The 23,998-nt window shown below is 43.5% G+C and carries 20 protein-coding genes and 1 pseudogene; 13 read left to right on the forward strand and 8 right to left on the reverse strand.

From position 1 onward, the window contains the following. Positions 1 to 79: 79 nt before the first annotated feature. Positions 80 to 2,089 carry a (Fe-S)-binding protein gene (locus AC5WOF_RS11430; protein WP_496050088.1) on the forward strand — a complete coding sequence of 670 codons (2,010 nt, stop codon included), beginning with the start codon at positions 80 to 82 and terminating at the stop codon, positions 2,087 to 2,089. Between the two features lie 187 nt (positions 2,090 to 2,276). Next, positions 2,277 to 2,800 (forward strand): annotated as a pseudogene (locus AC5WOF_RS11435) (YfiT family bacillithiol transferase). Positions 2,801 to 2,956: 156 nt separating this feature from the next. On the opposite strand, the gene AC5WOF_RS11440 reads toward AC5WOF_RS11435, so the two are convergent. The 5 genes from AC5WOF_RS11440 to AC5WOF_RS11460 form a co-directional block, all read right to left on the reverse strand. Next, positions 2,957 to 3,283: a hypothetical protein gene (locus AC5WOF_RS11440; RefSeq protein WP_496050089.1), complete on the reverse strand. Its 327-nt coding sequence runs from the start codon at positions 3,281 to 3,283 to the stop codon at positions 2,957 to 2,959. Between the two features lie 581 nt (positions 3,284 to 3,864). Further along, on the reverse strand, positions 3,865 to 4,341 hold the full coding sequence (locus AC5WOF_RS11445) for a hypothetical protein (protein WP_496050090.1): 477 nt from the start codon (positions 4,339 to 4,341) through the stop codon (positions 3,865 to 3,867). A 279-nt stretch (positions 4,342 to 4,620) separates the two neighbouring features. After that, positions 4,621 to 5,238: a hypothetical protein gene (locus tag AC5WOF_RS11450; RefSeq protein WP_496050091.1), complete on the reverse strand. Its 618-nt coding sequence runs from the start codon at positions 5,236 to 5,238 to the stop codon at positions 4,621 to 4,623. A 225-nt stretch (positions 5,239 to 5,463) separates the two neighbouring features. Next, a complete protein-coding gene (locus AC5WOF_RS11455) occupies positions 5,464 to 5,886 on the reverse strand; it encodes a hypothetical protein (RefSeq protein ID WP_496050092.1) in 423 nt (140 codons plus the stop codon). 83 nt (positions 5,887 to 5,969) lie between these two features. Beyond that, positions 5,970 to 6,908: a DMT family transporter gene (locus AC5WOF_RS11460; RefSeq protein ID WP_496050093.1), complete on the reverse strand. Its 939-nt coding sequence runs from the start codon at positions 6,906 to 6,908 to the stop codon at positions 5,970 to 5,972. 303 nt (positions 6,909 to 7,211) lie between these two features. On the opposite strand from AC5WOF_RS11460, the gene AC5WOF_RS11465 reads away from it, so the two are divergent. Genes AC5WOF_RS11465 through icmF form a run of 6 tightly spaced genes read left to right on the forward strand, consistent with a single transcriptional unit; the run spans position 7,212 to position 15,733 of the window. Then, positions 7,212 to 8,390 carry an acetyl-CoA C-acetyltransferase gene (locus AC5WOF_RS11465; RefSeq protein WP_496050094.1) on the forward strand — a complete coding sequence of 393 codons (1,179 nt, stop codon included), beginning with the start codon at positions 7,212 to 7,214 and terminating at the stop codon, positions 8,388 to 8,390. Positions 8,391 to 8,400: 10 nt separating this feature from the next. Further along, entirely contained in the window at positions 8,401 to 9,261 is an 861-nt protein-coding gene (locus tag AC5WOF_RS11470; RefSeq protein ID WP_496050429.1) for a 3-hydroxybutyryl-CoA dehydrogenase, read from the forward strand. Beyond that, positions 9,261 to 10,418, forward strand: a complete 1,158-nt coding sequence (locus tag AC5WOF_RS11475) for an acyl-CoA dehydrogenase (protein ID WP_496050095.1) — start codon at positions 9,261 to 9,263, stop codon at positions 10,416 to 10,418. The genes AC5WOF_RS11470 and AC5WOF_RS11475 overlap by 1 nt, the downstream gene beginning before the upstream one ends. Next, the gene (locus tag AC5WOF_RS11480) at positions 10,415 to 11,554 is read left to right on the forward strand and encodes an acyl-CoA dehydrogenase (protein ID WP_496050096.1); all 1,140 of its coding nucleotides are present in this window, start codon (positions 10,415 to 10,417) and stop codon (positions 11,552 to 11,554) included. Before AC5WOF_RS11475 ends, AC5WOF_RS11480 begins: the two co-directional genes overlap by 4 nt. Before the next feature lie 17 nt (positions 11,555 to 11,571). After that, the gene (gene meaB / locus AC5WOF_RS11485; protein WP_496050097.1) at positions 11,572 to 12,522 is read left to right on the forward strand and encodes a methylmalonyl Co-A mutase-associated GTPase MeaB; all 951 of its coding nucleotides are present in this window, start codon (positions 11,572 to 11,574) and stop codon (positions 12,520 to 12,522) included. Positions 12,523 to 12,550: 28 nt separating this feature from the next. After that, on the forward strand, positions 12,551 to 15,733 hold the full coding sequence (gene icmF / locus AC5WOF_RS11490) for a fused isobutyryl-CoA mutase/GTPase IcmF (protein WP_496050098.1): 3,183 nt from the start codon (positions 12,551 to 12,553) through the stop codon (positions 15,731 to 15,733). A gap of 148 nt (positions 15,734 to 15,881) precedes the next feature. Here the strand turns inward: icmF and AC5WOF_RS11495 are convergent, their stop codons facing one another. The 3 genes from AC5WOF_RS11495 to AC5WOF_RS11505 form a co-directional block, all read right to left on the reverse strand. Continuing rightward, positions 15,882 to 16,487 (reverse strand): SPFH domain-containing protein, encoded by a 606-nt coding sequence (locus AC5WOF_RS11495; protein WP_496050099.1) that lies wholly within the window; start codon positions 16,485 to 16,487, stop codon positions 15,882 to 15,884. 413 nt (positions 16,488 to 16,900) lie between these two features. Beyond that, on the reverse strand, positions 16,901 to 17,533 hold the full coding sequence (locus AC5WOF_RS11500; protein ID WP_496050100.1) for a short chain dehydrogenase: 633 nt from the start codon (positions 17,531 to 17,533) through the stop codon (positions 16,901 to 16,903). A 19-nt stretch (positions 17,534 to 17,552) separates the two neighbouring features. Beyond that, entirely contained in the window at positions 17,553 to 18,572 is a 1,020-nt protein-coding gene (locus AC5WOF_RS11505; protein WP_496050101.1) for an aldo/keto reductase, read from the reverse strand. 123 nt (positions 18,573 to 18,695) lie between these two features. Between AC5WOF_RS11505 and AC5WOF_RS11510 the strand changes: the two genes are divergently transcribed. From AC5WOF_RS11510 to pyrG, 5 genes are all read left to right on the forward strand, one after another. Continuing rightward, positions 18,696 to 19,547, forward strand: a complete 852-nt coding sequence (locus AC5WOF_RS11510; protein ID WP_496050102.1) for a helix-turn-helix domain-containing protein — start codon at positions 18,696 to 18,698, stop codon at positions 19,545 to 19,547. 645 nt (positions 19,548 to 20,192) lie between these two features. Further along, positions 20,193 to 20,945, forward strand: coding sequence for an SDR family NAD(P)-dependent oxidoreductase (locus AC5WOF_RS11515; protein ID WP_496050103.1), 753 nt, complete (start codon positions 20,193 to 20,195; stop codon positions 20,943 to 20,945). A 36-nt stretch (positions 20,946 to 20,981) separates the two neighbouring features. Then, positions 20,982 to 21,308: a luciferase domain-containing protein gene (locus tag AC5WOF_RS11520; RefSeq protein WP_496050104.1), complete on the forward strand. Its 327-nt coding sequence runs from the start codon at positions 20,982 to 20,984 to the stop codon at positions 21,306 to 21,308. Positions 21,309 to 21,708: 400 nt separating this feature from the next. Continuing rightward, positions 21,709 to 22,170 carry a DNA-directed RNA polymerase subunit delta gene (gene rpoE / locus AC5WOF_RS11525; RefSeq protein WP_496050105.1) on the forward strand — a complete coding sequence of 154 codons (462 nt, stop codon included), beginning with the start codon at positions 21,709 to 21,711 and terminating at the stop codon, positions 22,168 to 22,170. A 156-nt stretch (positions 22,171 to 22,326) separates the two neighbouring features. Continuing rightward, positions 22,327 to 23,958, forward strand: a complete 1,632-nt coding sequence (pyrG, locus tag AC5WOF_RS11530) for a CTP synthase (protein WP_496050106.1) — start codon at positions 22,327 to 22,329, stop codon at positions 23,956 to 23,958. Positions 23,959 to 23,998 lie beyond the last annotated feature (40 nt).

Raw genomic sequence — 23,998 nt, forward strand, 5'->3', positions numbered from 1 at the left:
ATGCAAGAGTTTGCTAGTCGGTAAGGTTTTGTTTTAACAGCCCTTCTTTGTACTCATTTGACAAAAAGGAGCAATGGGAATGCAAACTTTGTATTGGATTCACATCGTGTTGTTTGTGTTGTTGACAGCAACAGTTCTCTTCTTATTTGGCAGAATTGTATATACCCGGTACCGCTACATCTTACTTGGAAAAAAGGTAGAATGGGAATGGAATTTTGCTGGTGCGTGGGGTTATATTTTTGGTCAAAAGAAACTGTTAAAAGATAAGAAAAGCGGCTGGATGCATGTGATTATGTTTTACGGTTTTATCCTCATTCAATTTGGGGCAATCGATTTGTTTATCAAAGGATTGTTTCCGGGAAATCATCTGCCTATCCCCTATTATTCGGCATTTCAATTTTTAGAAGAAGTCACTGTTTTCCTTGTGTTCCTTGCTACTGGATATGCTTACTATCGTCGCTATGTAGAGAAACTTCCAAGACTAAAAAGGGGTTTCCGCTCAGGTTTGGTCATTTTGTTCCTCACTTCCGTGCTCTTGTCCATCATTTGGTCTTCTGCGTTTGAAAAAGTTTGGCTGGAAGAAAGCCTTACTTGGACTGCTCCGTTATCTTCTGCAATCGCTTACTTTTTTATCGGTTGGATGACACCAGCGGCAGGCAGTGTCTTGTTTTATATTGGCTGGTGGATGCATGCTGTCATTTTGTTCAGTTTTTTACTCTATGTTCCACAGTCCAAGCACTTTCATCTCTTTGTTGCTCCGCTGAATGTAGTATTGCGAAGGGATCGTTCCAAACTATCCTTGATCGATTTTGAAGATGAGTCTGCGGAGACATTTGGTGCGGGGAAAATCGAGGATTTTGCTCAAACTCAGTTGATCGATCTATATGCTTGTGTAGAATGCGGGCGGTGCACGTCTGTTTGTCCGGCATCTGGCACAGGAAAGATGTTATCGCCGATGGATTTAATCGTGAAGATGCGCAATCATTTGACAGCCAAAGGGGCAGCGATCACTTCCACCACTCCATGGATGCCCGCATTTGCGTTTGCCACAGAAGCTGCTGCGACAATCCAAAGCAAAGACGTATCGCTTGTGGGAGATGTCATCACACCTCAAGAGTTATGGGCTTGTACCACTTGTCGCAACTGTGAAGATGCTTGTCCTGTGATGAATGAACATGTTGATAAAATTATCGATATGCGCCGGTACTTGGTTTTAACGGAAGGGAGCATTCGCCCTGAAGCTTCAAGAACGCTTACTAACATTGAACGACAAGGCAACCCATGGGGACTCAGCAAAAAAGAACGGGCGAACTGGGCGGCCGAAAGTACCATACCTGTACCAACCGTTAAAGAAAATCCTACTTTTGAATATTTGTTTTTTGTCGGCTCGATGGGTTCCTATGATACGAGAACAAAACGAGTAACCCAAGCTGTGGCGGAATTGCTGACTCACGCAGGAATCTCATTTGCTATCCTTGGAAATCAAGAGAAAAACTCTGGAGATACCCCAAGGCGTTTGGGCAATGAATTTTTGTTTCAGCAGCAAGCAGCAGCAAATATCGAGAAGTTTCAAAAACACAAAGTGAAGAAGATCATCACCGCTGACCCTCACGCTTTTAACTTATTTAAACATGAGTATAAAGACCTAGGCTGGGAAGGGGAAGTCATCCATCATACACAGCTGTTAGCTCAGTTAGTAAGAGAAGAGAAACTCATCCCTCGTAATACCATCCGGGAGCGCATTACCTACCATGATTCTTGTTACTTAGGCAGATACAATGAGGAATACGAAGCACCTCGCTACATCTTAAAACAAATTCCTGGAGTGGAATTGGTAGAGATGGAGCGGAATCGCGAAAACGCCATGTGCTGCGGTGCTGGCGGCGGGATGATGTGGTTGGAGGAAACAGAAGGGAAACGGGTGAATCTTGCTAGAACGGAACAAGCATTGGAAGTATCCCCAACCATCATCAGCAGTGCTTGTCCTTATTGCTTGACGATGTTATCGGATGGAACAAAAGCGATGGAAGTTGAAGAACAGGTACAAACTTTTGATGTCGCAGAGCTGTTGGCACAGTCTGTTTTATAAAGGGAAAATGGAAGAAAAAATAGCTTTTGATCTTATAAAAAAGGAAGTTGAATTACCTCAAGTGAATAAGCGATAAGAATAAACAAAGTCCTTGCTAAAAAGTAAGGACTTTTATACTTTTGAATAGCATAGTATATAAATAATTGTTAGATACATAGTGTGAAATTTGGTAAAGAGGTGAAAATGGATGGAGGATCTTCGATATCCAATAGGAAAGTTTCAAAAACCAGCAGTGTTTACATCAGAGCTGCGTGAACAATTTATTCAAACGATTGAAAACCTTCCTTCATCTTTGCGGGAAGCAGTGGAAGGTTTAACAGAGGAACAACTCGATACACCTTATCGAGAAGGAGGATGGACTGTTCGACAAGTTGTTCACCATCTAGCAGACAGCCATTTGAATAGTTACACCCGATCTCGCCTTGCATTGACGGAGGAATCTCCTGCCATTCGCACCTATTACGAAGGGAAATGGGCAGAGCTTCCTGATGCGAAGTATGCTCCGATCTCCAGTTCACTTGCTATTTTAGATGGCTCACATCACCGTTGGTCAATCTTGCTGCGTTCTTTTTCGTCTTCTGATTGGGAAAAGGACTTTATTCATCCAGAGCTTGGACCATTGAATCTCGATATCGCAACAGCAGTCTATGCTTGCATAGTGAGCATCATGTCGCACATATTACGTCGCTTCGCGAGCGAAAAGGCTGGTAGTTTTGTAGATGGATATAAAACGAAACAGCTCCCAAATGCACATCAAACTCGAACATCAAATAGGAGCTGTTTTTTCTATGGATTTATTCATTATATACACTGCCGGCCGTAGCGAACTACGGTCGGCTGCGATCCACAAGGGATATCCCGATCAGGTCACCGAGTGCTCGGCGCCTTCAGGTTGGCTGGCGCCACGCGCCTCCAGATCTTCGAGATCACCAACCATCCGAGGATCGTCGTCCCCGGAACGGAGATGACCATCACCCAGGCGATGCTGGTGCCGAACAGCAGGGGAGCCGAGGCGAACGGCGCCGCGAAGGCGATCAGGAATGTCAGACAGATCTGCCTGCGGAAGTCGCGCTTGTTCCGTCCGTTGAGGGCGTTGCTGAGGCGGATGCTGTTCGCGATGAAGAGCACGACCATGAAGCCGAAGGCAGCGAGGAGCATCAGCACACCGATGAACGTCGATGCGATATCGTTCATATTCCCTCCCGGGAAAACTAGGTGGATCACGAATACTTGCTTACTCTGATTATAGCATTGTGAGTGTGAAAATCCATGATTTAAATCGTGGGATGAAAGTGAGTATTGGACGAGGGGAAGGAATTTTCATTCACCAGTCCATCCTTTGAAAAAAGTAACTTTACAAATAAACACTTCTATGGAAATACATGTCTAGTCGCAGCAGACGAAAACCAAGTTGTTCGCGGCAATTAAGAAATCAATATACGTAAACCGTGGGGCACACGGAGTTAGCTTGGTAATGAAGTAGTCATGAGGCTATCGTTTCAAGAATCCAACGTCTTTAGCCGTGTGGAGTTGTCAAAGTATGGAGTTCACCCATTGATAAATAAATGTGAAATAATTGAATCGCACTGCGAGGGTGATTTCTCTAAAGGTATATTTTTATATAACAAAAACCAGCTCTCATCGTTTGGGAGCTGGTTTTATCTATGTGTTGGATCATTAAATTTCACGCCGGCCGTACGATTGTGCTGTACGGTCGGTGTGATCCTTCCTTGTGGATGTCAGTTGGCTGTGGTCGCCGGAGCGGTTTGAGCCTACTAGACGGTCGGGGGGTTCTTGGGCATCGGCGGGATCACGGTCTGAGCCTGCGCCGGCGGCACCTGAGTGGGCTGGGCCTGCTGGTGCAAGTTCTCCTTCGTCCCGCGGTACTGCTCGCCGAGCCAGCCGGCGAACTTGATGAGACGCTCCTGGAAGGTGATCGGGGACTTCTTCGGGTCCGAGGACTCCTCCTGGTTCGGGGACTTCTTCAAGATACCCCAGAACTTCATGAGCCGGCACTGCACGAAGTACGTGCCGATCAGGGTTCCGACGAGCACGAGCAAGTCGGGTACCCCGATCATGCGGGCGATGGTCGGTACGACGACGATGAGGAGCCAGATGAGGAAGCCCGCGCCGATCCACTTCCAGATGCGGGGCCGCAGGTTCGACTTCCTGGCGTACCGGATGTTGAGGATTTCGAGGTACAGCCAGAGAGCCTGCACGATGAGGCTGGTCAGAGCCACGATGAGAGCCACGAGATTCCCCTTTCAAGGGAAGGATCACGAATACGTACTTTTATTATAGTATGACTTCGCACTAGTTGACAATCGGTAATAATCACAATTGGAAATGTTTCCTTTTTCCAAATAAGTTGACTCACGAATTAGAGTCAAAGGATTATTTAGAAACAAAATGAAACCAGCTCCTAATGAGTAGAAGCTGGTTTCTCTATATACTCTTACATGATATTTTCACGGCCGACTACACACTTTGGTAACATGTAGTCAGCTGTGATCCACCCCTCCTGTGGAATCTCAGGAATTGTTGAAGCCGAGGAAACTCCGATCTCCACCACGGTTGTCGGTGACCTTGACAGCATCCGATTCGGGAGCAGCCGGTGCAGGAGCAGCCGGTGCAGGAGCAGCCGGTGCAGGAGCAGCCGACATGGGAACAACCGGCGCAGGAACCACCGGCATAGGAACAGTCGGTGCAGGAGCAGCCGATGCGGAACAACGGGCGCAGGGGCAGCTCGGCACGGGAACAGCCGGTACAGGAGCAGTCGGCGCAGGAGCAGCCGGTGCCTTGTTCAGAGACACCTTCTTCGCCGGTGCCTTCTTGGCGATCAAGCCCATCAGGTCCCTTGCGATCCCGAAGATCCAGTCGGTGAGACCCCAGAACTCCGCGATGTCCCACCTGATCTTGGTGGCGAACACCTCGATGGCGCCGACAGCGACGAAGAAGAGGAACAGAGCCCAGGTCGGGGCGCTCACCAGGTACAGCAGACCGTAGGCGATCAGCCAGATGAAGGCAAGAACGATGCCTTGATTGCGCTTACGAAGCCGCTCGGACTTGTAGAGACCGTTCCTCTGCTTGGAACGGTAGATCTCGTGAACGACGCAGGCGGTCATGCCCAGCACATACAGAACAATCACTTCAAACTCCCAGGAGGTCGTGGATCACGTTGGTGTACTTCTATTATATGATGACTGCCCCTTTTTTTACAATTGAAAGCCATTTTATCTCCACTGCTTATTTACACAATAAAAACCAGCTCCCATTGTGTAGGAGCTGGCTCATCTATATGTTCACGTTTTATTTTCAGGATCGGCTGTGTGCTAGGTTCACACACAGCCGACAGGTGATCTACTTCCCTTCGATCAATCGTGGTCGTGGTGGTGGTCGTAGTCAACCCCGTATCCGACATCGTCAACAGAACGCCGAAGACGACGCATCTCCCTCAGGAACTCCTCCTGCATTTCTTCTGGACTCAGCTTCTTCTTTTTCTTTGGCTTTACAGGAGGGAAGAAGTACGGAGGGGGCTTGGGAGTCCTGGGCTTTCCTCTCAAGATGAATCCCAGTACCACCGCTGCCAGAGGAGCAAAGAACCATCGTGCTCCCATCGCGCCGTCTTTCGCTTCGATGAAACCGATGCCGATAAAGGTCAAGACGAGGCAGGCGAAGATGCGCAGCCCGCTTACTTCGAGTTCCTTTATCATATTGGCTCGGTAGGTCCTCCAAGCGATGAAGACCAGCAAGATGGCAAGGTTGATCCATACCATAGGATGTATATCAGGCGACATATCTCCTCCCGAAGTTTGTAGATCGCCTCTGTCTCTCTTTATTATAAGAAATATCCATAGGTTTGCCAAATGAACTGTACAAGTTACACTTCCGATGCTATTTGCTCTTTTGCTGTTTTATTTTTCACGTTAACGACGACAATCCCCAAACAGACGAGGATTAAGCCGATAAACGTATACAAATTCAGCTTTTCCGCTAACAGGAAAGATGAGTAAAAAACGCCGAAAACCGGGATGAGAAACAAAAAGATCGATGCCTTACTCACAGGATGATAGCGAAGTAAAATATTCCAAAAAAACGTACCGATGACTGCTACTAATGCTAAAAAAACAAAAGTAGTTCCGGATTGGAGATCAAAGTGAAAAGGAACCAGACCTGTTTTCCAAATTCCTATGCCAATGAGACAGAGGGAACCAATAAATAGTTGATAAAAGGTAATAACACCGATGTCATATCTTTTCGACTCATGGCGTGCTAATAGATTGCCGGCAGCTCCTGCTAGATTGGCTAAAAGCAGCAGTATTTCTCCAGCCCCAAAGCCAACTCCGGAAGAGATAGAGTGGAGGCTGACGACAAAAATTCCGAGGAAACCTATAGCTACTCCAGCTATTTTTCGCAATGTTAACCGATCATCTGCATCAATAAAATGGGCTATTAAAATTTGAAACAAGGAAGCAGTACCAGTGAGAATGACCGTGACCATGCTGGAAGAGATACTTACCCCAACATAAAAAAAGAGATACTGCAAAAAGTTTTGGATAAATCCTACTTTGCTCAAATGCCGGAAAGCAGCTGGGGTAAAGATTTTTTCTTTTCTCGTAACTCGTAAAATGACATAGAGAATGACAGCAGATAATAGAAAGCGATAACCTGCAAATAAAAATTCTTTACTATATTCGTTTGGGCTGATCGATAACCATGTATAACTCAGTTTGATAAACGGAGCAGGACTCCCCCATAATAGCGTAACCGCGAGAATGGTGATCAGAAATCCCATAGGGCTGGTAACAAATTTCTGCACGTTCTTCTTTCCTTCCAATGTAGGTTCTATTTTTATTTTAGTGGAAGTATGGATTTTTTGCTTATACAAAAGTTGGTAAGTCTTGGAGCTCAAAAAGAATATAGGATTCTAGTAAAAGAAATAGAATTTGCGAGGAAGATATAATAAAAATATTCCAATCGACATAAAAATGAAGGTAACCATATGTTACGTTAGATGATTTGACGGAATTGTAAATGCTTCTTCGATAAGGTATCCTTAATATTGATAACGTTTTCATTTCACTGGAAAAACAGCTATTTCTATCTGTTGGAGGTGGGAGTCGTGAGTGAAGTAGTGATCTTAGAAGGAGCTCGAACACCGATTGGAAAATTGGGCGGTGCTCTTCATACGATCCCTGCGGTAGAGCTTGGGGCTGTTGTGATCAAAGAGGCACTGATGCGAGCTGGTGTTTCTGCTGATTTAGTAGAGGAAGTGTTAATGGGGATGGTATTACAGGGTGGAGCAGGACAAATCCCATCTCGCCAAGCAGCACATCTCGCTGGTATCCCTTGGCATGTTCCGACAGAAACGATTAATAAAGTCTGTGCCTCAGGAATTCGCAGTGTGACATTGGCAGAGCAGATTATTCGTGCTGGAGGAAGCCAGTTAATCGTTGCAGGCGGCATGGAGAGCATGAGCAATGCTCCTTATATTCTGCCCAAAGCGAGATTTGGACAGCGAATGGGTCATGGGCAGCTGCTTGATTTGATGATACATGATGGTTTGTGGTGTGCATTTGAGGATGTGCATATGATTATACATGGAAATACGACGGCAAAAGAATACCAGATTAGTAGAGAAGAACAAGATGCATGGGCAGCTCGCAGTCATCAGTTAGCAACGAGAGCGGTCGCTGCTGGAGTGATGGCGGAAGAAATCACAGAAGTAGAGGTGAAAAACCGCAAATCTACGACGTTGGTAATAACAGATGAATCAATTCGCAGTGATACCAGCAGCGAAAAATTAGCAGCACTTTCAGCCGCTTTTGCAGCAGATGGAACGATTACAGCTGGAAATGCTCCAGGAGTCAATGATGGCGCTGCGGCGATGGTTGTCAGTTCACGGGCAAAAGCAGAGGAACTCGGGGTAAATGCGCTTGCTGCGATTTTAGGGCATGCTACAGTTGCGATGGAACCGGAGCGTTTCCCAGTCACTCCAGCCTATGCGATCCAGAAACTTTTACACCAGCACCACTTAGATGTAAAAGATATCGATTTATTTGAAGTAAATGAAGCATTTGCCGTTGTCCCTTTAGCGACGGGGAAAATACTCGAATGGGATGATTCAAAAGTAAATGTGAACGGTGGAGCTGTAGCACTTGGACATCCAATCGGTGCAAGTGGTGCCCGAATTTTACTTACTTTGGCATATGAATTGCGTCGCCGTGGAGGAGGACTTGGAGTAGCGGCAATTTGCAGCGGCGCAGGACAAGGAGATGCAGTGTTAATCGAAGTGAAGTGATGATGGAGGGATCGAGATGGAACGAATAGCGGTGATCGGTGCTGGACAAATGGGCAGTGGTATAGCAGAAGTCTCGATTCGAGCTGGTTATACAGTCATTTTGATCGATCAATCAGATGATTGGTTAGAAAAAGGTGTCAAGAAAATCACGCGAAATTTTGATCGGCAAATCGTCAAAGAGAGATTGACTGTCGCAGAAAAAACTACGTGCTTGAACCGTCTCCAAACGACAACGGATTTGCGTCTTGTAAGGGATGCTGATCTGATCATTGAAGCGATTGTCGAACAAAAACAGGCAAAAGAAGAGCTGTTTGCTAAGTTGGATCAATTGGCCCCCCCTTCTACTATTTTTGCAAGTAACACCTCCTCTCTTCCCATAACGGCGTTAGCTGCTGCGACAAATCGAGCTGACCGCGTCATTGGGATGCACTTTATGAATCCTGTTCCTGTTATGAAATTGGTTGAAGTGATTCGGGGTCTGGCCACAAGTGAAGAAACATATCAGGCTGTCCTAAGCGTTGCTGTAAAATTGGAGAAAAAAGCGGTAGAAGTCAATGATTTCCCCGGTTTTATTTCCAATCGAATATTGATGCCGATGATAAATGAAGCAATCTATGCTGTTTATGAAGGGGTAGCAGCACCAGAAGCAGTTGATGATGTGATGAAACTGGGGATGAATCATCCGATGGGTCCCTTAGAGTTAGCTGATTTTATCGGTTTGGACACATGTCTTTCGATCATGGAAACATTACACGATGGTTTTGCAGACAGCAAATATCGTCCTTGTCCCTTACTAAAAAAGTATGTAGCAGCAGGGTGGTTAGGCCGAAAGAGCAAACGGGGATTTTATGATTACAGGGGGGCAGAGTGATGGAGTTTACGTTTACAGATGAACAAACGATGATGCGAAAGTTGGTTCGTCAATTTGCGGAACAACACATTCCTCCGCATATCCCCAAAATGGAAGAAGCAGAAGTATTTCCGCTTGAAGTCATTCAAAAGATGGGCGAGATGGGTTTTATGGGTATCCCCATCCCAGCTGAAGCAGGCGGAGTTGGAGCAGATTTTATTACCTATATTATTGCCTTAGAGGAACTTTCAAGGGTGAGTGCAACCGTTGGAGTGATATTAGCAGTACACACATCTGTTGCTACGATGCCGATCTTACATTATGGGACAGACGAGCAAAAACAGCGATACTTAAGTGATCTTAGCTGGGGAAGAAAGATTGGTGCATTTGCTTTAACAGAGCCGCAGGCAGGTTCTGATGCCAGTAAGATTCAAACGCGGGCTGTTAGGGAAAATGATAAATATGTGATAACAGGCAGCAAAGTATTTATTACCAATGCGGAAGCAGCAGATGTATACATTGTCTTTGCTGTTACCGATCCGACCAAAGGTACAAAAGGGATAAGCAGTTTTATTGTCGACAAAGGTACACCCGGTTTTTCCTTTGGCAAGAAAGAAAAAAAGATGGGCTTAAATGGTTCTAATACAGGAGAACTTATTTTTGATCAAGCTCAGGTGCCAGTCAGTCAGTTGTTAGGAGAAGAAGGGCAGGGTTATGAAATCGCTCTCCAGCATCTAGCAGGTGGAAGAATTGGCATAGGAGCGCAAGCGCTTGGTATTGCTCAGAGTGCCTTAGAACACTGTCTGCAATATGTCAAACAACGAGTGCAATTTGGTAAGCCTCTAGCAGACCAGCAAGCGATTCAGTTTAAACTCGCAGACATGGCAACGATGGTGGAAGCTGCAAGATTGATGATTTATCGAGCTGCTTCTTATAAACAACAAGGAGAAGCGTGTCGGAAAGAAGCTTCGATGGCGAAGCTGTATGCTTCTGATGTGGCGATGAGAGTGACGACTGAGGCAGTGCAAATTTTTGGCGGCAATGGTTATATTCGAGATTATCCGATTGAGCGTCTATTCCGTGATGCAAAAGTAACCCAAATCTACGAAGGAACCAATGAAATTCAACGTGTCGTGATAGCGAGCACCTTGACTCAGGAGAGGAGCAGACAAAAATGAATTTCAAATGGGATGACGAACATGAAATGATGCAAAAGATGGTTCGTCAGTTTGCGGAAGAACAAATTGCCCCAACAGCCAGTATTCGTGATGAAGAGGAGCGGTTTGACCGCAGCCTTTTCGATCAGATGGGTGAGCTAGGTCTGACTGGTATTCCGTGGAGTGAGGAGATCGGAGGAGCAGGAAGCGATTTTCTCAGTTATGTGATTGCTGTGGAAGAGTTATCTCGGGTATGTGGATCGATGGGCGTTACTTTATCTGCACATATATCACTTGCCAGTTGGCCGCTTTTTGCATATGGTTCTGAATCTCAGAAAGAGCGTTTTCTGCGTCCCTTAGCCGAGGGAAGAAAGCTTGGTGCATATGGGCTGACGGAACCCGGATCAGGTTCGGATGCAGCAGGCATGAAAACGACAGCCACTCGTGTGGGTGATGAATATGTGTTAAATGGAAATAAAATATTTATCACCAATGGGGGAGAAGCAGAAATCTATATCGTCTTCGCTGTCACCGATCCGGCGAAAAGGCATAAAGGGATCAGTGCTTTTATTGTTGAGAAAGGCACACCTGGATTTTCGTTTGGCAAGAAAGAAAAAAAATTAGGGATTCGTTCTTCTCCAACGTTGGAGATTATTCTTGAAGATTGCCGTGTTCCTGCCGATCAGTTATTGGGCGAAGAAGGACAAGGTTTTACCATTGCAATGCGTACCTTGGATGGCGGGAGAAATGGAATCGCAGCACAAGCAGTCGGCATCGCTCAAGGGGCATTGGATGCTGCTCTAGCCTATGCCAAAGAGCGCAGGCAATTTGGCAAGACATTGGCAGAACAACAAGCGATTCAGTTTAAACTGGCAGATATGGCAACACAAATTGAAGCTGCAAGACTTTTAACCTATCAAGCTGCATGGTTAGAGAGTAATGGCAAAAGTTATGGGAAAGCCTCTGCGATGGCTAAATTGTTGGCTGGGGACACTGCGATGCAAGTCACAACAGAGGCAGTCCAAATATTTGGCGGGTATGGATATACACGAGAGTACCCAGTAGAGAGAATGATGCGCGACGCAAAGATCACCCAAATCTACGAAGGAACCAATGAGATTCAGCGCATCGTCATCGCAAAATATTTGACAAAGTGATAAAAGGTGGGAAAAAGTTGGAAGATTGGCTGATGCTTCTACGCCAAAAAGATAAACGTACGATCGCGCAAGCGATCACCAAACTAGAAAATCGAGATGAAGAGGCCAAGTCGATGGTAAAAGAGCTCTTACCCTATACGGCAAAAGCTCAAGTCATAGGGATAACAGGTCCTCCTGGGGCTGGAAAAAGTACACTTATTGGCTCACTGCTCGTTCATCTAAGAAAACAGGGACTTACCGTTGGCGTTTTGGCAATCGATCCGACGAGCCCGTTTTCAGGAGGAGCCATCTTAGGAGATCGGATTCGGATGAATCGTCATGCTATGGATGAAGGGATTTATTTGCGAAGTATGGCGAATCGAGGGAGAGTGGGTGGTATTTCGATCCATACCAAAGATTGTGTTCGTGTCCTGGATGCTGCGGGGTTTGATGTCATCTTAATTGAGACCGTTGGTGTCGGCCAGTCGGAGCTTTCCATTATGAACCTTGCAGACACTGTATGTGTAGTACTCCACCCTGGTGCTGGAGATATGATACAAGTTACCAAGGCTGGCGTGATGGAGATCGCTGATGTGTATGTAGTTAACAAAGCAGATCAATCAGGTGCCCCTCGTTTGATCGCTGAGATTGAAGACATGTTGGAGTTAAGCGGAGGGAAAGGAACTTGGATGCCAAGTGTAATTGCGGCAAGCAGCCAGCAAAACCAAGGCATAAGTGCTCTTTGGGAGTGTTTACAAAAACATGACCAATATCTCAAACAGACTGGAGAATGGGAAAAACAGCGATTGGCTCAACTTTACCAAGAAGTAGAGGAAGAATTATTGCTGTTGTATGAACAGAGGCGCAAAACGATCATGCAAAAAGAAAGTTTGCGAGGGCGGGTATCTGAACTTGAGAAAGGAGAAACAACACCGCAAGAACTAGCTGAAATGTTAGCACAGCAATTATTTGCAAGTGAGAGTGAATAAGAGGCAGTGGAAGGGATGTGATTTGGGTATGGAACAAGTCAGACGATTTCCAAAGCATGCAATCCGCTTTATAACTGCTGCAAGTTTATTTGATGGACATGATGCTTCGATCAATTTATTTCGTCGATTGTTGCAAGCGTCTGGGGTTGAAGTCATTCACCTTGGGCATAATCGCTCTGTGCAGGAGATTGTGACAGCTGCAATCCAAGAAGACGTTCAAGGTATTGCGCTTTCTTCTTACCAAGGTGGGCATGTTGCCTTTTTTTCCTATTTAATGGATTTGCTTCGGGCAAAAGGGGCAGATCATATTCAAGTATTTGGCGGCGGAGGAGGGGTAATTATCCCTGCTGAAATCGAGGCTTTGGAATCTTATGGTGTAGCAAAGATTTTTTCACCCCAAGATGGTCGACAGCTAGGACTCCAAGGCATGATCAATTGGATGATCGAAGAAACGGATCAACCGATTGTAAGAGGAACGGCTTGGAGTGATCAATCATTATCCGGTGACTATGCTATTTCCCAGGCAATAACGTATGTCGAACAAGGGGGAATAGTCCCAAAAGCGAAGAAACGAGCATTGGTTATTGGGATTACAGGCACCGGTGGAGCAGGAAAGAGCTCGTTGACAGATGAAATCGTCCGTCGGTTTACAGAAGATTTCCCAGATAAAAGTATCGGCATATTATCGATTGACCCATCTAAACAGAAGACAGGCGGGGCACTGCTTGGTGACCGCATCCGGATGAATGCGATTTATCAGCCGCAAATCTTTTTACGTAGTCTAGCTACAAGGCAAGCGCGATCAGAACTAAGCAGTGCGATCGAAGGCGCGATTGATGTATTACAATATGCTGATTTTGATCTCATCCTCGTTGAAACAAGCGGTATTGGTCAAGGAAATGCCGATATTGTACCCATCAGCGATCTTTCGGTTTATGTCATGACTGCTGAATATGGTTCTCCTTCTCAATTAGAAAAGATCGAAATGCTGGATTATGCCGACATCATCGCGATTAATAAAGCGGATCACAAAGGTGCAGAAGATGCTTTACGTGATGTAAAAAAACAAGTCCAGCGAAATCGGGAACAGTTTGATGCTTCTATCGATGAGATGCCTGTATATAGTACGATGGCTAGTCATTTTCACGATCAAGGGGTCAATCGTTTTTATCACGCTTTACTCACGCTTATGAACGAAAAACAACCGGACAAATGGGAATCTACTGCGATTCAACTCGAAAATGTTCAGCGCAAAAGTTCCATTATCCCTCCGGAACGAATGCATTATCTCCGGGAAATCGCCTCTACGATTCGTAAGTATCATCAGGAAGCAGAGGAACAAGCGAATATTGCGACCAAAGTGTATCAACTGGAAGGTGTAAAAAGGTTACTTCCTGATATAGACCAATTAGAACAGAAAAAGCAAGAACTTTGGAATGAGCTGAAGGCGGAAAATCAAACAATGCTTACAGATTGGCCGGCTGTCGTAGAAAAATATAAACGAGAAAACCTTATTTCCAAAGTGAGAAATCGCGAAATTACTACACCTTTGTACACAGAAACCCTTGCAGGAAGTAAAATTCCCAAGGTTTCCCTGCCTGCTTACCGCGATTTAGGGGATTTGCTGCGTTGGTTATCCAGAGAAAATCTCCCTGGGTATTTCCCGTTTACTGCTGGTGTATTTGCCTTAAAACGGCAGGACGAAGACCCAAAAAGGCAGTTTGCTGGTGAAGGGACACCCGAGCGAACCAATCGTCGGTTTCACTACTTATCCAAAAATGATCAGGCCAAACGGTTATCCACTGCTTTTGATAGTGTGACCCTATATGGAGAAGACCCGGCAGAAAGACCAGATATTTATGGAAAAGTAGGAGAATCTGGGGTGAGTATCTGCACATTGGACAATATGCACGCTTTATTTGCTGGTTTTGATTTATGTGCAGTCAATACAAGTGTCTCGATGACCATCAATGGCCCTGCTCCGATCATTCTTGCGATGTATCTCAACACGGCGATCGATCAACAACTCAGGAAATTTCAGCAAGAACATCATCGTGCTCCATCTAGAAAAGAAGAGAAAGCCATCATAACCTCTACCCTGCAAGCAGTTCGAGGTACGGTGCAGGCAGATATTTTAAAAGAAGATCAAGGACAAAATACATGTATCTTCTCAACCGAATTTGCGTTAAAAATGATGGGGGATATGCAAGCGTATTTTATCGAACAGCAGATTCGCAACTACTATTCTGTCAGTATAAGTGGTTATCATATCGCCGAAGCAGGGGCAAATCCGATCACTCAGTTGGCTTTTACTTTATCCAATGCTTTTACTTATGTAGAATACTATTTGAGTAGAGGGATGAAAATAGACGATTTCGCTCCCAATCTGTCCTTTTTCTTTAGTAATGGTTTAGATGCAGAATATGCAGTGATCGGCCGGGTAGCTCGACGAATTTGGGCAGTCACGATGAAACGGCTCTATGAAGCAAATGAACGAAGTCAAAAACTCAAATACCATATTCAAACATCAGGTCGCTCTCTTCATGCACAAGAAATTGATTTTAACGATATTCGGACTACCCTTCAAGCACTTCTAGCACTCTATGATCAATGTAATTCCCTCCATACCAATGCTTATGATGAAGCGATAACAACACCAACGGAAGAATCTGTCCGCAGAGCGATGGCAATTCAACTGATTATTACCAAAGAATTAGGTCTAGCCAAAAATGAAAATCCCCTCCAAGGCTCGTTTATCATCGATGAACTTACCGACCTCGTAGAAGAAGCTGTCTTACAAGAATTTGAGCGGATCAGTGATCGTGGCGGTGTGCTCGGAGCGATGGAAACACAATACCAACGGAGTAAAATTCAAGAAGAATCGATGTTATATGAGATGAAAAAACATAGTGGAGAACTGCCGATTATAGGAGTCAATACATTTGAGAACCCTGAGGTTAAGATTGACAAGATAAAAATGGAATTATCAAGGGCTACAGAAGAAGAGAAGAAGTCGCAAGTAGAGCATGTACTCGCCTTTCAAGCAAAACACAAGGAGCAAGCAGAAAAAGCACTTATAAGATTAAAAGAAGCAGCAAATCAAAATGGTAATATATTTGCAGAATTAATGGAAACAGTTAAAGTAGCGACACTTGGGCAAATTACCAAAGCACTTTATGAAGTTGGTGGACAGTATCGAAGAAATATGTAAACAAGCGATGACCTGATCTCTGTCCTTGCGGATGGAGATCAGGTCTTTTTGAACGGAAGAGAAGCCAGGACTCCTCGATCCCGCCCAGTGCACCGATCTTTGAGGGATGTAAATGTTCACTTACGCAGTTGTCCTCGTCGACAGGGGGCTACCTAGAGAACAATGTCCTCAAGAACACCTTGAATCCCTTGGCAGAGGCTTCTGCTCTCGGTTTCATCGACATGATCTTGTCCGTGTTCCCGACACCGTGCCAGTCGATGATATGGAAGCGTTGGAACTCGACGCCCCATTTTTTAGCGTCTTCCTCTACAGCTGCCAACAATGCGTCGGCAACCTTCTCTCGGGTCTCCAATGTTCGTACCGAGAGTACCTCTTGTACCTTGGTCATACACAGATGTTCCAGACTCGTTTGAACGTCTTCGATCTCCACCAATGCCTTTCGCGGATCGATGATTTGATACTGGACGCTCGCCCTCACCTCAAACTGAGTGTTATCTCGAAGCAGCACGACCTGAGGGTCATAGATTTTCGTGTGATTGACGAAGATCGTCCTGATGTTGTCGATGACAGGCCATTTCGGGTGGGTGCCGGGCCCAAATATCTTGGTTGAGCCGTCCTTGTTCTCGACGACTTTCCCTGACCGGAACTTTATCCCTATTTTGCCCTGTCGTATGGACTTGAAGCACTGGAAGGCTGGAGCGATGAACCCAATGCTTCCAGCGACGGCCGGGACGATGCTGGTAAGCATGCGCATTTGTTGCTCCCATCTAGAAGCGGGTGACTGTTTGTTTCTTACTTTTAATTTATCATAATTACATAAAATTATATATTTCAGAAAAAGAAAATCTTAGTGATAACCAATAATTAACGGTGTGAATTAGATGAAATAAAAGGAAAAAAGGGAAATTTATATATTTTGAGGAGTAGTGGAATAAGAAACTGGAATAAACGTTGCTGGCAATAAAATCTTTTAATCCATTGTCTGGGTAAAACTATTTCTGCCGACGCTCTAGCTTTACATCTATGAACCTACGTCTAACCCAAAGAAAGCAAATTTTCACTTTCCTATTGTAGTGAAAATTTGCTTTCTTTCCTGATAATTTATAACTTTTCGGATTAAATTGTTGAAATAACCTATGGAATATACTTTAACAACCTAAAGACCTTTCATTGTTTACCGTTCTGTGGTGTGATTATTTTTCCTTGTGCCGTTCCTTCAATGGACTCAACATATGCTGGTGCCACTTCACTTGCAGCGGTTCCCATTACGTTTTCTAAACCTAAGCTCCTTCGGACATTCGAACTCATTCCCTCCAGTGACTCCTTTACCCAGCCTGGATTGACAATATTGACTCGGATTCCTCGTGGCAGCTCTGAAGCCACAGCACGAACGAACCCATTAAGTCCATTGTTCACAAATGCACTTACCGAACTTCCTGGAATCAAGTTCTCGAACATATTGCCACTTGTTAGGGTGATCGACCCTCCATCCAGTAAATGATTGGCAGCACATTGTAAGAGAGCAATTTGTCCCAACACCTTACTTTTCATACCATTTGTGAAATCTTCTTCTGTAATTTGTGCAAATGGTTTCAACGTGCCACTTCCCGCTGTGACTACGATTGCTTCTATGTTAGAAACAGATGCAAAAAGAGTCTCAATCGAGGATGGATCTTCTAAATCTACTTTAATCGTTCCTCTGCGTGACACACGTATTACTTCATATTTTTTCGTTTCAAGAGCCTGAGCAACTGCACTACCAATAATCCCAGTTGCTCCAATTACCATTACTGTTTTCATTTCAACCTCCTATGGATTTTTATTTGAGAGCCTCTACAACTTGTGTATCTAAGAGTATCTCTGTAAACCAGTTTGGATAAAGAGATTGAGGACGGGTCAAATGATTAAGTTTTGCGATATCTTCTTCTGTTAATTCTAGTTCTACAACTTTTAAATTATTTGCTAATTGAGAAGTTTTACTAGCTCCGAGCAATACACTGTTCACATGTGATTGGGCCAACAGCCATGCGATGGACACCTGTGCCGCTGTTACTTCATGCTTTTTAGCAATTTCTTGGACGGTATCTAAGACGGTAAAGCCCCATTCTTTATCATGAGGGAGAAGATCAAAGCCACTCAATCTATTATTTGGATCATTTAGATTGTCCCGTGTATACTTGCCACTTAGGAATCCCCCAGCCAATGGACCCCAAACCGTAAGGCCAATTCCACTATTTTGCATGAAAGGTGTAATCTCATGTTCAATATCCCGTCCGATCAAGGAATAGTACATTTGACCGTTTATAAATGTTGCCCATCCACGGTCCTTTTGCATTTGAAATGCTTGTGCAGCCATCCATGCAGGCCAGTTCGAAAAGCCAATATAACGTACCTTTCCTTGGCGGACAAGGTCGTTTAGTGCTTCTAATGTTTCTTCAAGTGGAGTGAATGGATCTGTTTTATGAACGATATACAAATCAATATAGTCCGTGTTTAATCGAGTTAAACTGTCTCCCACAGAATTGAAAATATGCTTGCGGGATAATCCTGTTTGAGTAAGTCCTGAACCAACACGGTTCCCGACTTTCGTAGCAATGATTGTCTCTTTACGACGTGAACGAAGGAGGCGGCCCAACATTTCTTCACTTTGTCCACCAGCATATGCATCTGCTGTATCAAAAAAATTAATGCCTTCATCCAGAGCTCTGTCTACCATTCTTTGCGCTTCTTCTTCTGCTACTTTATATACACTTGGAATATCTCCTGTGCCAAAAGTCATCGCACCAAATGCGAGTTTCGATACGATTAATCCAGATTGTCCGAGTCGAGTATATTTCATTTCTTGTACCTCCATGATTACCTTTTGTTGTGTTAAGCTTATTTTATAGAAAGGTAGTCGTTTATTTCTTGTACAAAACAATCTTGATTTGGTATAAAATGCTCTCTCATTGGAGGTTTTATTTTGCCGAATACTCCTATTATATCTAGCGATGCTTTTGGTTCGTCTTTTATAAAATTGTCTGGTTGGAAAGGTGTATCACCACAAGAAGCATTTGAACCAGCGTTATCCGATCATTTGATCGTTATTCATACCACTCCTAAAGCTGTAAGAGTCTTGGAGAAAGCAGATGGATATCACAAAGAAGGGGTAGCAAAACCAAATGACATCAACATTTTTTCAGCTGGTGACATGTCTTTTTGTAGATGGGAAGAAGATCTTTCTTTTCTCCGACTCGATTTGCCACCTTCGTTGATCAAAAAGGTCTCTGCTGAACTGGAGTTTCCTCTTGGGAGCACTACCATGGATTTCGGAAGGTATATTCGATTAGGTGATGAGCGTGTGGTTCAGTTCGCTCAGTGGTTGTTCGAGGATTTAAAAAATAACAGCCTGGGTGGAAAAATATATACAGATTCGCTTATTCATATGCTGGTTGTTCATTTACTTCATCATTATGGCACAACTTCTAAACAACTGAGATCGAGTCCTCAGCAACTCGCTCACAATCAATTAAACCGTGCCTTAGAATATATACACGAAATGCTAGAGCAAGATATTACTTTAGATGAAATTGCCACAGCTGCAAATATAAGTGCTTCTCATTTAGCACGGCTATTTAAAAAGGCTACAGGGTTCTCGCCGCATCAATATATCATTCGGGAAAGAATACGCAGGGCACAAAAATTGCTACTCACTGGAAAACCTGTTTATGAAGTTGCTGTCTCGCTAGGTTTTAGTGATCAAAGTCATTTACACCGCCATTTCAAACGTATAGTAGGGCTCACCCCACGTGAATTTGTCCTCCAATTCCGATAGTCACCATGTTAATGTTTATTTGATTCTTCCGTTTATAGATTTTTTAACTTCTTTCGTTATGATGGATATCGGACGATTTGCTATAAATTTAGGAAGACAATTTCTTGTAGTAATATTATTTACTGGCATTATTTGAAATCCTATACTGCTAACACGACATAATCGTCGTTTTGTCTTAGTTATTTTATTGCCAGTAATATTTTTTCTAGTTTCTTGTTTCATTGGTCCCTAAACACCATACTCTATAATTCTCTTTTTTTTATGATTTTTTAGTTGACTAATCAACAAAAAAACAGTATGCTTTCTATATAGTTTACTAGTCAACTAATTAGAGAGAGGAGTTACATCAAAACAAGGATTGCAGGTAACAACATAAATAATGGTAGATAAGTCAACAATAAAACGAGATACACACTCTTATTCCAAAACTATTCCTTCATACAGAACAAGGAAGAACTCCACAATCTCACTTGGATTTTTGCCGCAGTTGGCCTGAACAGACAGAAGTCACGGTGCCGGGAATTCATTATCCAATGGAAGATGCACCTGATGAGGTTGGGAAAGCTCTTGCTTCTTGGTTGAAAAGGTTGAAATAAAATCTAGTATGAGAGTGACCAATCGAACCAAAAAAGGAGAAATGAAAAAATGAATCTGAATGGCAAAGTAGCGATTGTAACGGGCGGTGCGCGTGGTATAGGTGCTGCTGTTTCAAAATTACTAGCTCAACGTGGTGCGAAGGTAGTCGTAAACTATTTAAGAAATAAAGAGGCAGCAGAGGAAGTTTTGGCAGACATACGTGCAATTGGTGGTGAGGCAGTCGCTTTTCAAGCGGATGTTCGAAATGAAGAACAGGTCAACGCTCTTGTGTCGTTTGCAAGAGATACGTTTTCCAGTCATATTGATATTCTGGTGAATAATGCAAATATTCCCTTTGTTATGTTGCCATTTTCTGAGATGACTTGGAACGATTTTTCCCAGAAGGTAAATGAAGAACTGAAATCGGCATTTCTTATGACAAAAGCGGTGATATCTTCCATGAGCGAACAAAAATACGGACGAATTATTTATATTTCAGCTGGTTTAGGAAAATATCCGGATTCCGGGATGTTGGCCCATGGAACAGCAAAAGGTGCAGTGGACACGTTTGCCAAATACATTGCCCATGAGTTCGGTCCGATGGGGATTACGGCTAATGTTGTTGCCCCTGGTGCAACGGAAACGGATGCGACAGCCTTTTTACCTGATCAAGTAAAACAAGCAATCAGCAGCTTTACTCCCCTGCGCCGCATCGGGAAGCCCAGTGATATTGCAGGTGTAATTGCATTCCTTGCTAGTGATGACAGCCAATTCGTGACTGGTACGTATACGCCAGTAAATGGTGGATTTGCTATGGAGTAACGAAAATCTGGATGATCAGAAAGGGTGAATGACCAGATGACAATCGCTCGAAGGGAAGTCCTAGTCGATGAATTACTTTCATGGCCTGGAGTAAAGGTTGGACCTCACCGATTTGGCGGAATTGAGTTCCTTTTTGAAGGAAAAGAAATTGGGCATTTGCACGGGGATTATCTGGTTGATCTACTCTTGCCAAAATCTAAACGAGAGGAAGCAGTAGCCGCCAGACTTGCACAACCTCATCACATGTTTCCTGATTCGAATTGGGTATCTATATATTTGAAGTCTGATAAGGATATTATCAAAGCAGTCGAACTTTTGCACTTCAAGTATGAATACCTGATGGAAAAAAGAAATGGTTCCTAATTTTTTAGGTGGCTGTAGTTTTAATTAATTTCATGTATGAATATGAAATGCTGTTGTATTTGAATGAGAGAGCTGTATTTGGCTCTCTTTTTTCTTGTTAACTGAGGAAATTCGTTTTAGGGTGAAATCAATCAATTCATTTTTTGTTTTGAGATGGTGATTATTTAGGATGATGTGAATAGAGGTGGTTGGGTACAATTTTTTAAAGAAATGTGGATATCAAATTTCAAATAGTCGGGTAGAAATATCCTGATGATTTCAGGTAAGATGGGCTTGGAATAAAGTTTCAAAAAGTCCTATCATCTTTCTTTATGAGGATTTATATACATCTAGTTTGACTTGGTTCCCAATTTGGATACAATAGGTGATACGAGCTTTATTTAGAGGGGATGAGCGGAGAATGGCAAATGTAACAGAAAAAATTCGCGAAACGGCTATGGTCGATTTAGCATATGATCACTTGAAATCATTAGGAGAACCTCAACTTTATCGCAATATCTTGGATTCAGTGGGAAATCGAAAGGGGTTTACCAAGCGGGATATCGAGCAATACATCGCTCAACTCTATACGGAGATCAATATTGATGGACGTTTTGTTTGTGTTGGAAGAAGTTTATGGGGTCTAAAACATTGGTATCCAATCGAACAGTCTACAGATTCTGCGATCGTTGCAAATGTGAAAGATGACTACGACGCTGAATTGGATGATGATGACCTATTTGGTTCGGATGACGATGATTTCACCGATGAAATCGACGAATTAGAGAGCGATAACGATTTTGATGATGACGAAGAAGATGTCAATGGTTTTGGAAACGACGAAGAAGAAGAGGAAGAAGAAGAGGAAGAAGAAGAATATTAGAACACGCAAATGCTTTATTGACAAAGCATAGTTCCTTCTATAAAATACTTGTTGGGCTCCACAAGAGCGAATAACTGTGGAAATACGAAACGCCTCTCATACTGAGGGCGTTTTTTCTATTTTATTGGGAATCATAGCAAATGGGAGGATATGAACATGACCAAGTATATCTTTGTAACTGGTGGAGTGGCTTCTTCCTTAGGGAAAGGTATAACTGCATCTTCATTAGGGCGATTACTTAAAAATCGTGGTTTAAAAGTAACAATCCAAAAGTTCGATCCATACTTAAATGTCGATCCTGGGACAATGAGTCCTTATCAGCATGGGGAAGTTTTTGTTACCGATGATGGAGCAGAGACGGATTTAGATTTAGGCCATTATGAGCGTTTTATTGATATTAATCTCAGCAAAAACAGTAATGTAACGACAGGGAAAATTTATTCAAGTGTCATTAATAAAGAACGCCGCGGCGATTACTTAGGTGCTACTGTTCAAGTTATTCCACATATCACAAATGCGATAAAAGACCGTGCTTTTCGTGCTGCCAAAGAATCTGGAGCAGATGTCTTGATAACGGAAATCGGAGGTACTGTCGGAGATATTGAGAGTCTTCCATTTCTCGAAGCAATCCGTCAGATTAAAAGTGAAGTTGGTCGTGAGCATGTGATGTATATCCATTGCACATTGGTTCCCATGTTGAAAGCAAGTGGAGAACTAAAAACAAAACCAACGCAGCATAGTGTTAAAGAACTTCGCAGTATTGGAATTCAGCCAAATGTGATTGTTTGCCGTTCTGAGCACTCTCTATCCGAAGAAATGAAACGGAAAATTGCTTTATTTTGTGATATTGATCGTGAAGCGGTGATTGAAGCTCTCGACGCAGATACCCTTTATGAAGTGCCACTTATGCTTCAAGAAGAAAAATTGGATGAAATTGTTGTCCGTCACTTAGGGTTAAATGCTGGTCCTGCTGACATGACTGAATGGATAGCACTCGTTCAAAAAGTGAAAAACTTGAAACATGAAACAAATATCGCGATTGTGGGGAAATATGTTTCTCTGCCTGACGCTTATTTAAGTGTTGCTGAAGCTTTGAGACATGCTGGTTTTGAAAGCAATAGTGATATTTCCATCAAATGGGTAAATTCGGAAGAAGTAACAGACGCGAATGTAGCAAAATTACTTGGAGATGTTGATGGGATTCTGGTTCCTGGCGGTTTTGGTGATCGTGGTATCGATGGAAAAATTATCGCTACTCGTTTTGCTAGAGAGAAGCAAATTCCTTTCCTCGGTATATGCTTGGGAATGCAGTTGATGTGTATTGAAGGTGCCCGCAATGTATTGAACCTTGCAGGTGCACATAGTTCTGAGATCGATCCAAATACAGCCTATCCTATCATCGATCTGCTTCCAGAACAAAAAGATATCGAAGACTTAGGTGGAACCATGCGTCTTGGTTTGTATCCTTGTAAAATAACAGCAGGAACGTTAGCTGCAAATGCTTACCATGATGACTTAATCTATGAACGTCACCGCCATCGCTATGAATTTAATAATCAATACAAGGAGCAAATGGAGCAAGCAGGGTATGTCTTCTCTGGTACTTCTCCAGATGGACGTCTCGTGGAGATTGTAGAATACAAAAACCATCCTTGGTTTGTAGCTTCTCAATTCCACCCGGAATTTACTTCCCGTCCAAATCGCCCGCAGCCATTATTCCGCGATTTTGTCGCAGCAGCTTTAAAATGCAAGCTTGGTGAAAAAGCAATGATCAAAAGTAATTCTTAAGAAAAAACAGTTAAGACCATCTGTCACTTCGGATAGATGG

It is taken from the genome of Shimazuella sp. NTD250, from assembly GCF_059510375.1.

Excerpts from the sequence above, each read along its gene's own strand:
- AC5WOF_RS11440 (WP_496050089.1), bottom strand. The coding sequence starts at position 3,283 with ATGAACGATATCGCATCGACGTTCATCGGTGTGCTGATGCTCCTCGCT.
- AC5WOF_RS11495 (WP_496050099.1), bottom strand. The coding sequence starts at position 16,487 with ATGCGCATGCTTACCAGCATCGTCCCGGCCGTCGCTGGAAGCATTGGG.
- AC5WOF_RS11505 (WP_496050101.1), bottom strand. The coding sequence starts at position 18,572 with ATGAAATATACTCGACTCGGACAATCTGGATTAATCGTATCGAAACTC.
- AC5WOF_RS11480 (WP_496050096.1), top strand. The coding sequence starts at position 10,415 with ATGAATTTCAAATGGGATGACGAACATGAAATGATGCAAAAGATGGTT.
- AC5WOF_RS11500 (WP_496050100.1), bottom strand. The coding sequence starts at position 17,533 with ATGAAAACAGTAATGGTAATTGGAGCAACTGGGATTATTGGTAGTGCA.
- icmF (WP_496050098.1), top strand. The coding sequence starts at position 12,551 with ATGGAACAAGTCAGACGATTTCCAAAGCATGCAATCCGCTTTATAACT.
- AC5WOF_RS11520 (WP_496050104.1), top strand. The coding sequence starts at position 20,982 with ATGACAATCGCTCGAAGGGAAGTCCTAGTCGATGAATTACTTTCATGG.
- AC5WOF_RS11475 (WP_496050095.1), top strand. The coding sequence starts at position 9,261 with ATGGAGTTTACGTTTACAGATGAACAAACGATGATGCGAAAGTTGGTT.
- pyrG (WP_496050106.1), top strand. The coding sequence starts at position 22,327 with ATGACCAAGTATATCTTTGTAACTGGTGGAGTGGCTTCTTCCTTAGGG.
- AC5WOF_RS11455 (WP_496050092.1), bottom strand. The coding sequence starts at position 5,886 with ATGTCGCCTGATATACATCCTATGGTATGGATCAACCTTGCCATCTTG.
- AC5WOF_RS11430 (WP_496050088.1), top strand. The coding sequence starts at position 80 with ATGCAAACTTTGTATTGGATTCACATCGTGTTGTTTGTGTTGTTGACA.
- rpoE (WP_496050105.1), top strand. The coding sequence starts at position 21,709 with ATGGCAAATGTAACAGAAAAAATTCGCGAAACGGCTATGGTCGATTTA.
- AC5WOF_RS11515 (WP_496050103.1), top strand. The coding sequence starts at position 20,193 with ATGAATCTGAATGGCAAAGTAGCGATTGTAACGGGCGGTGCGCGTGGT.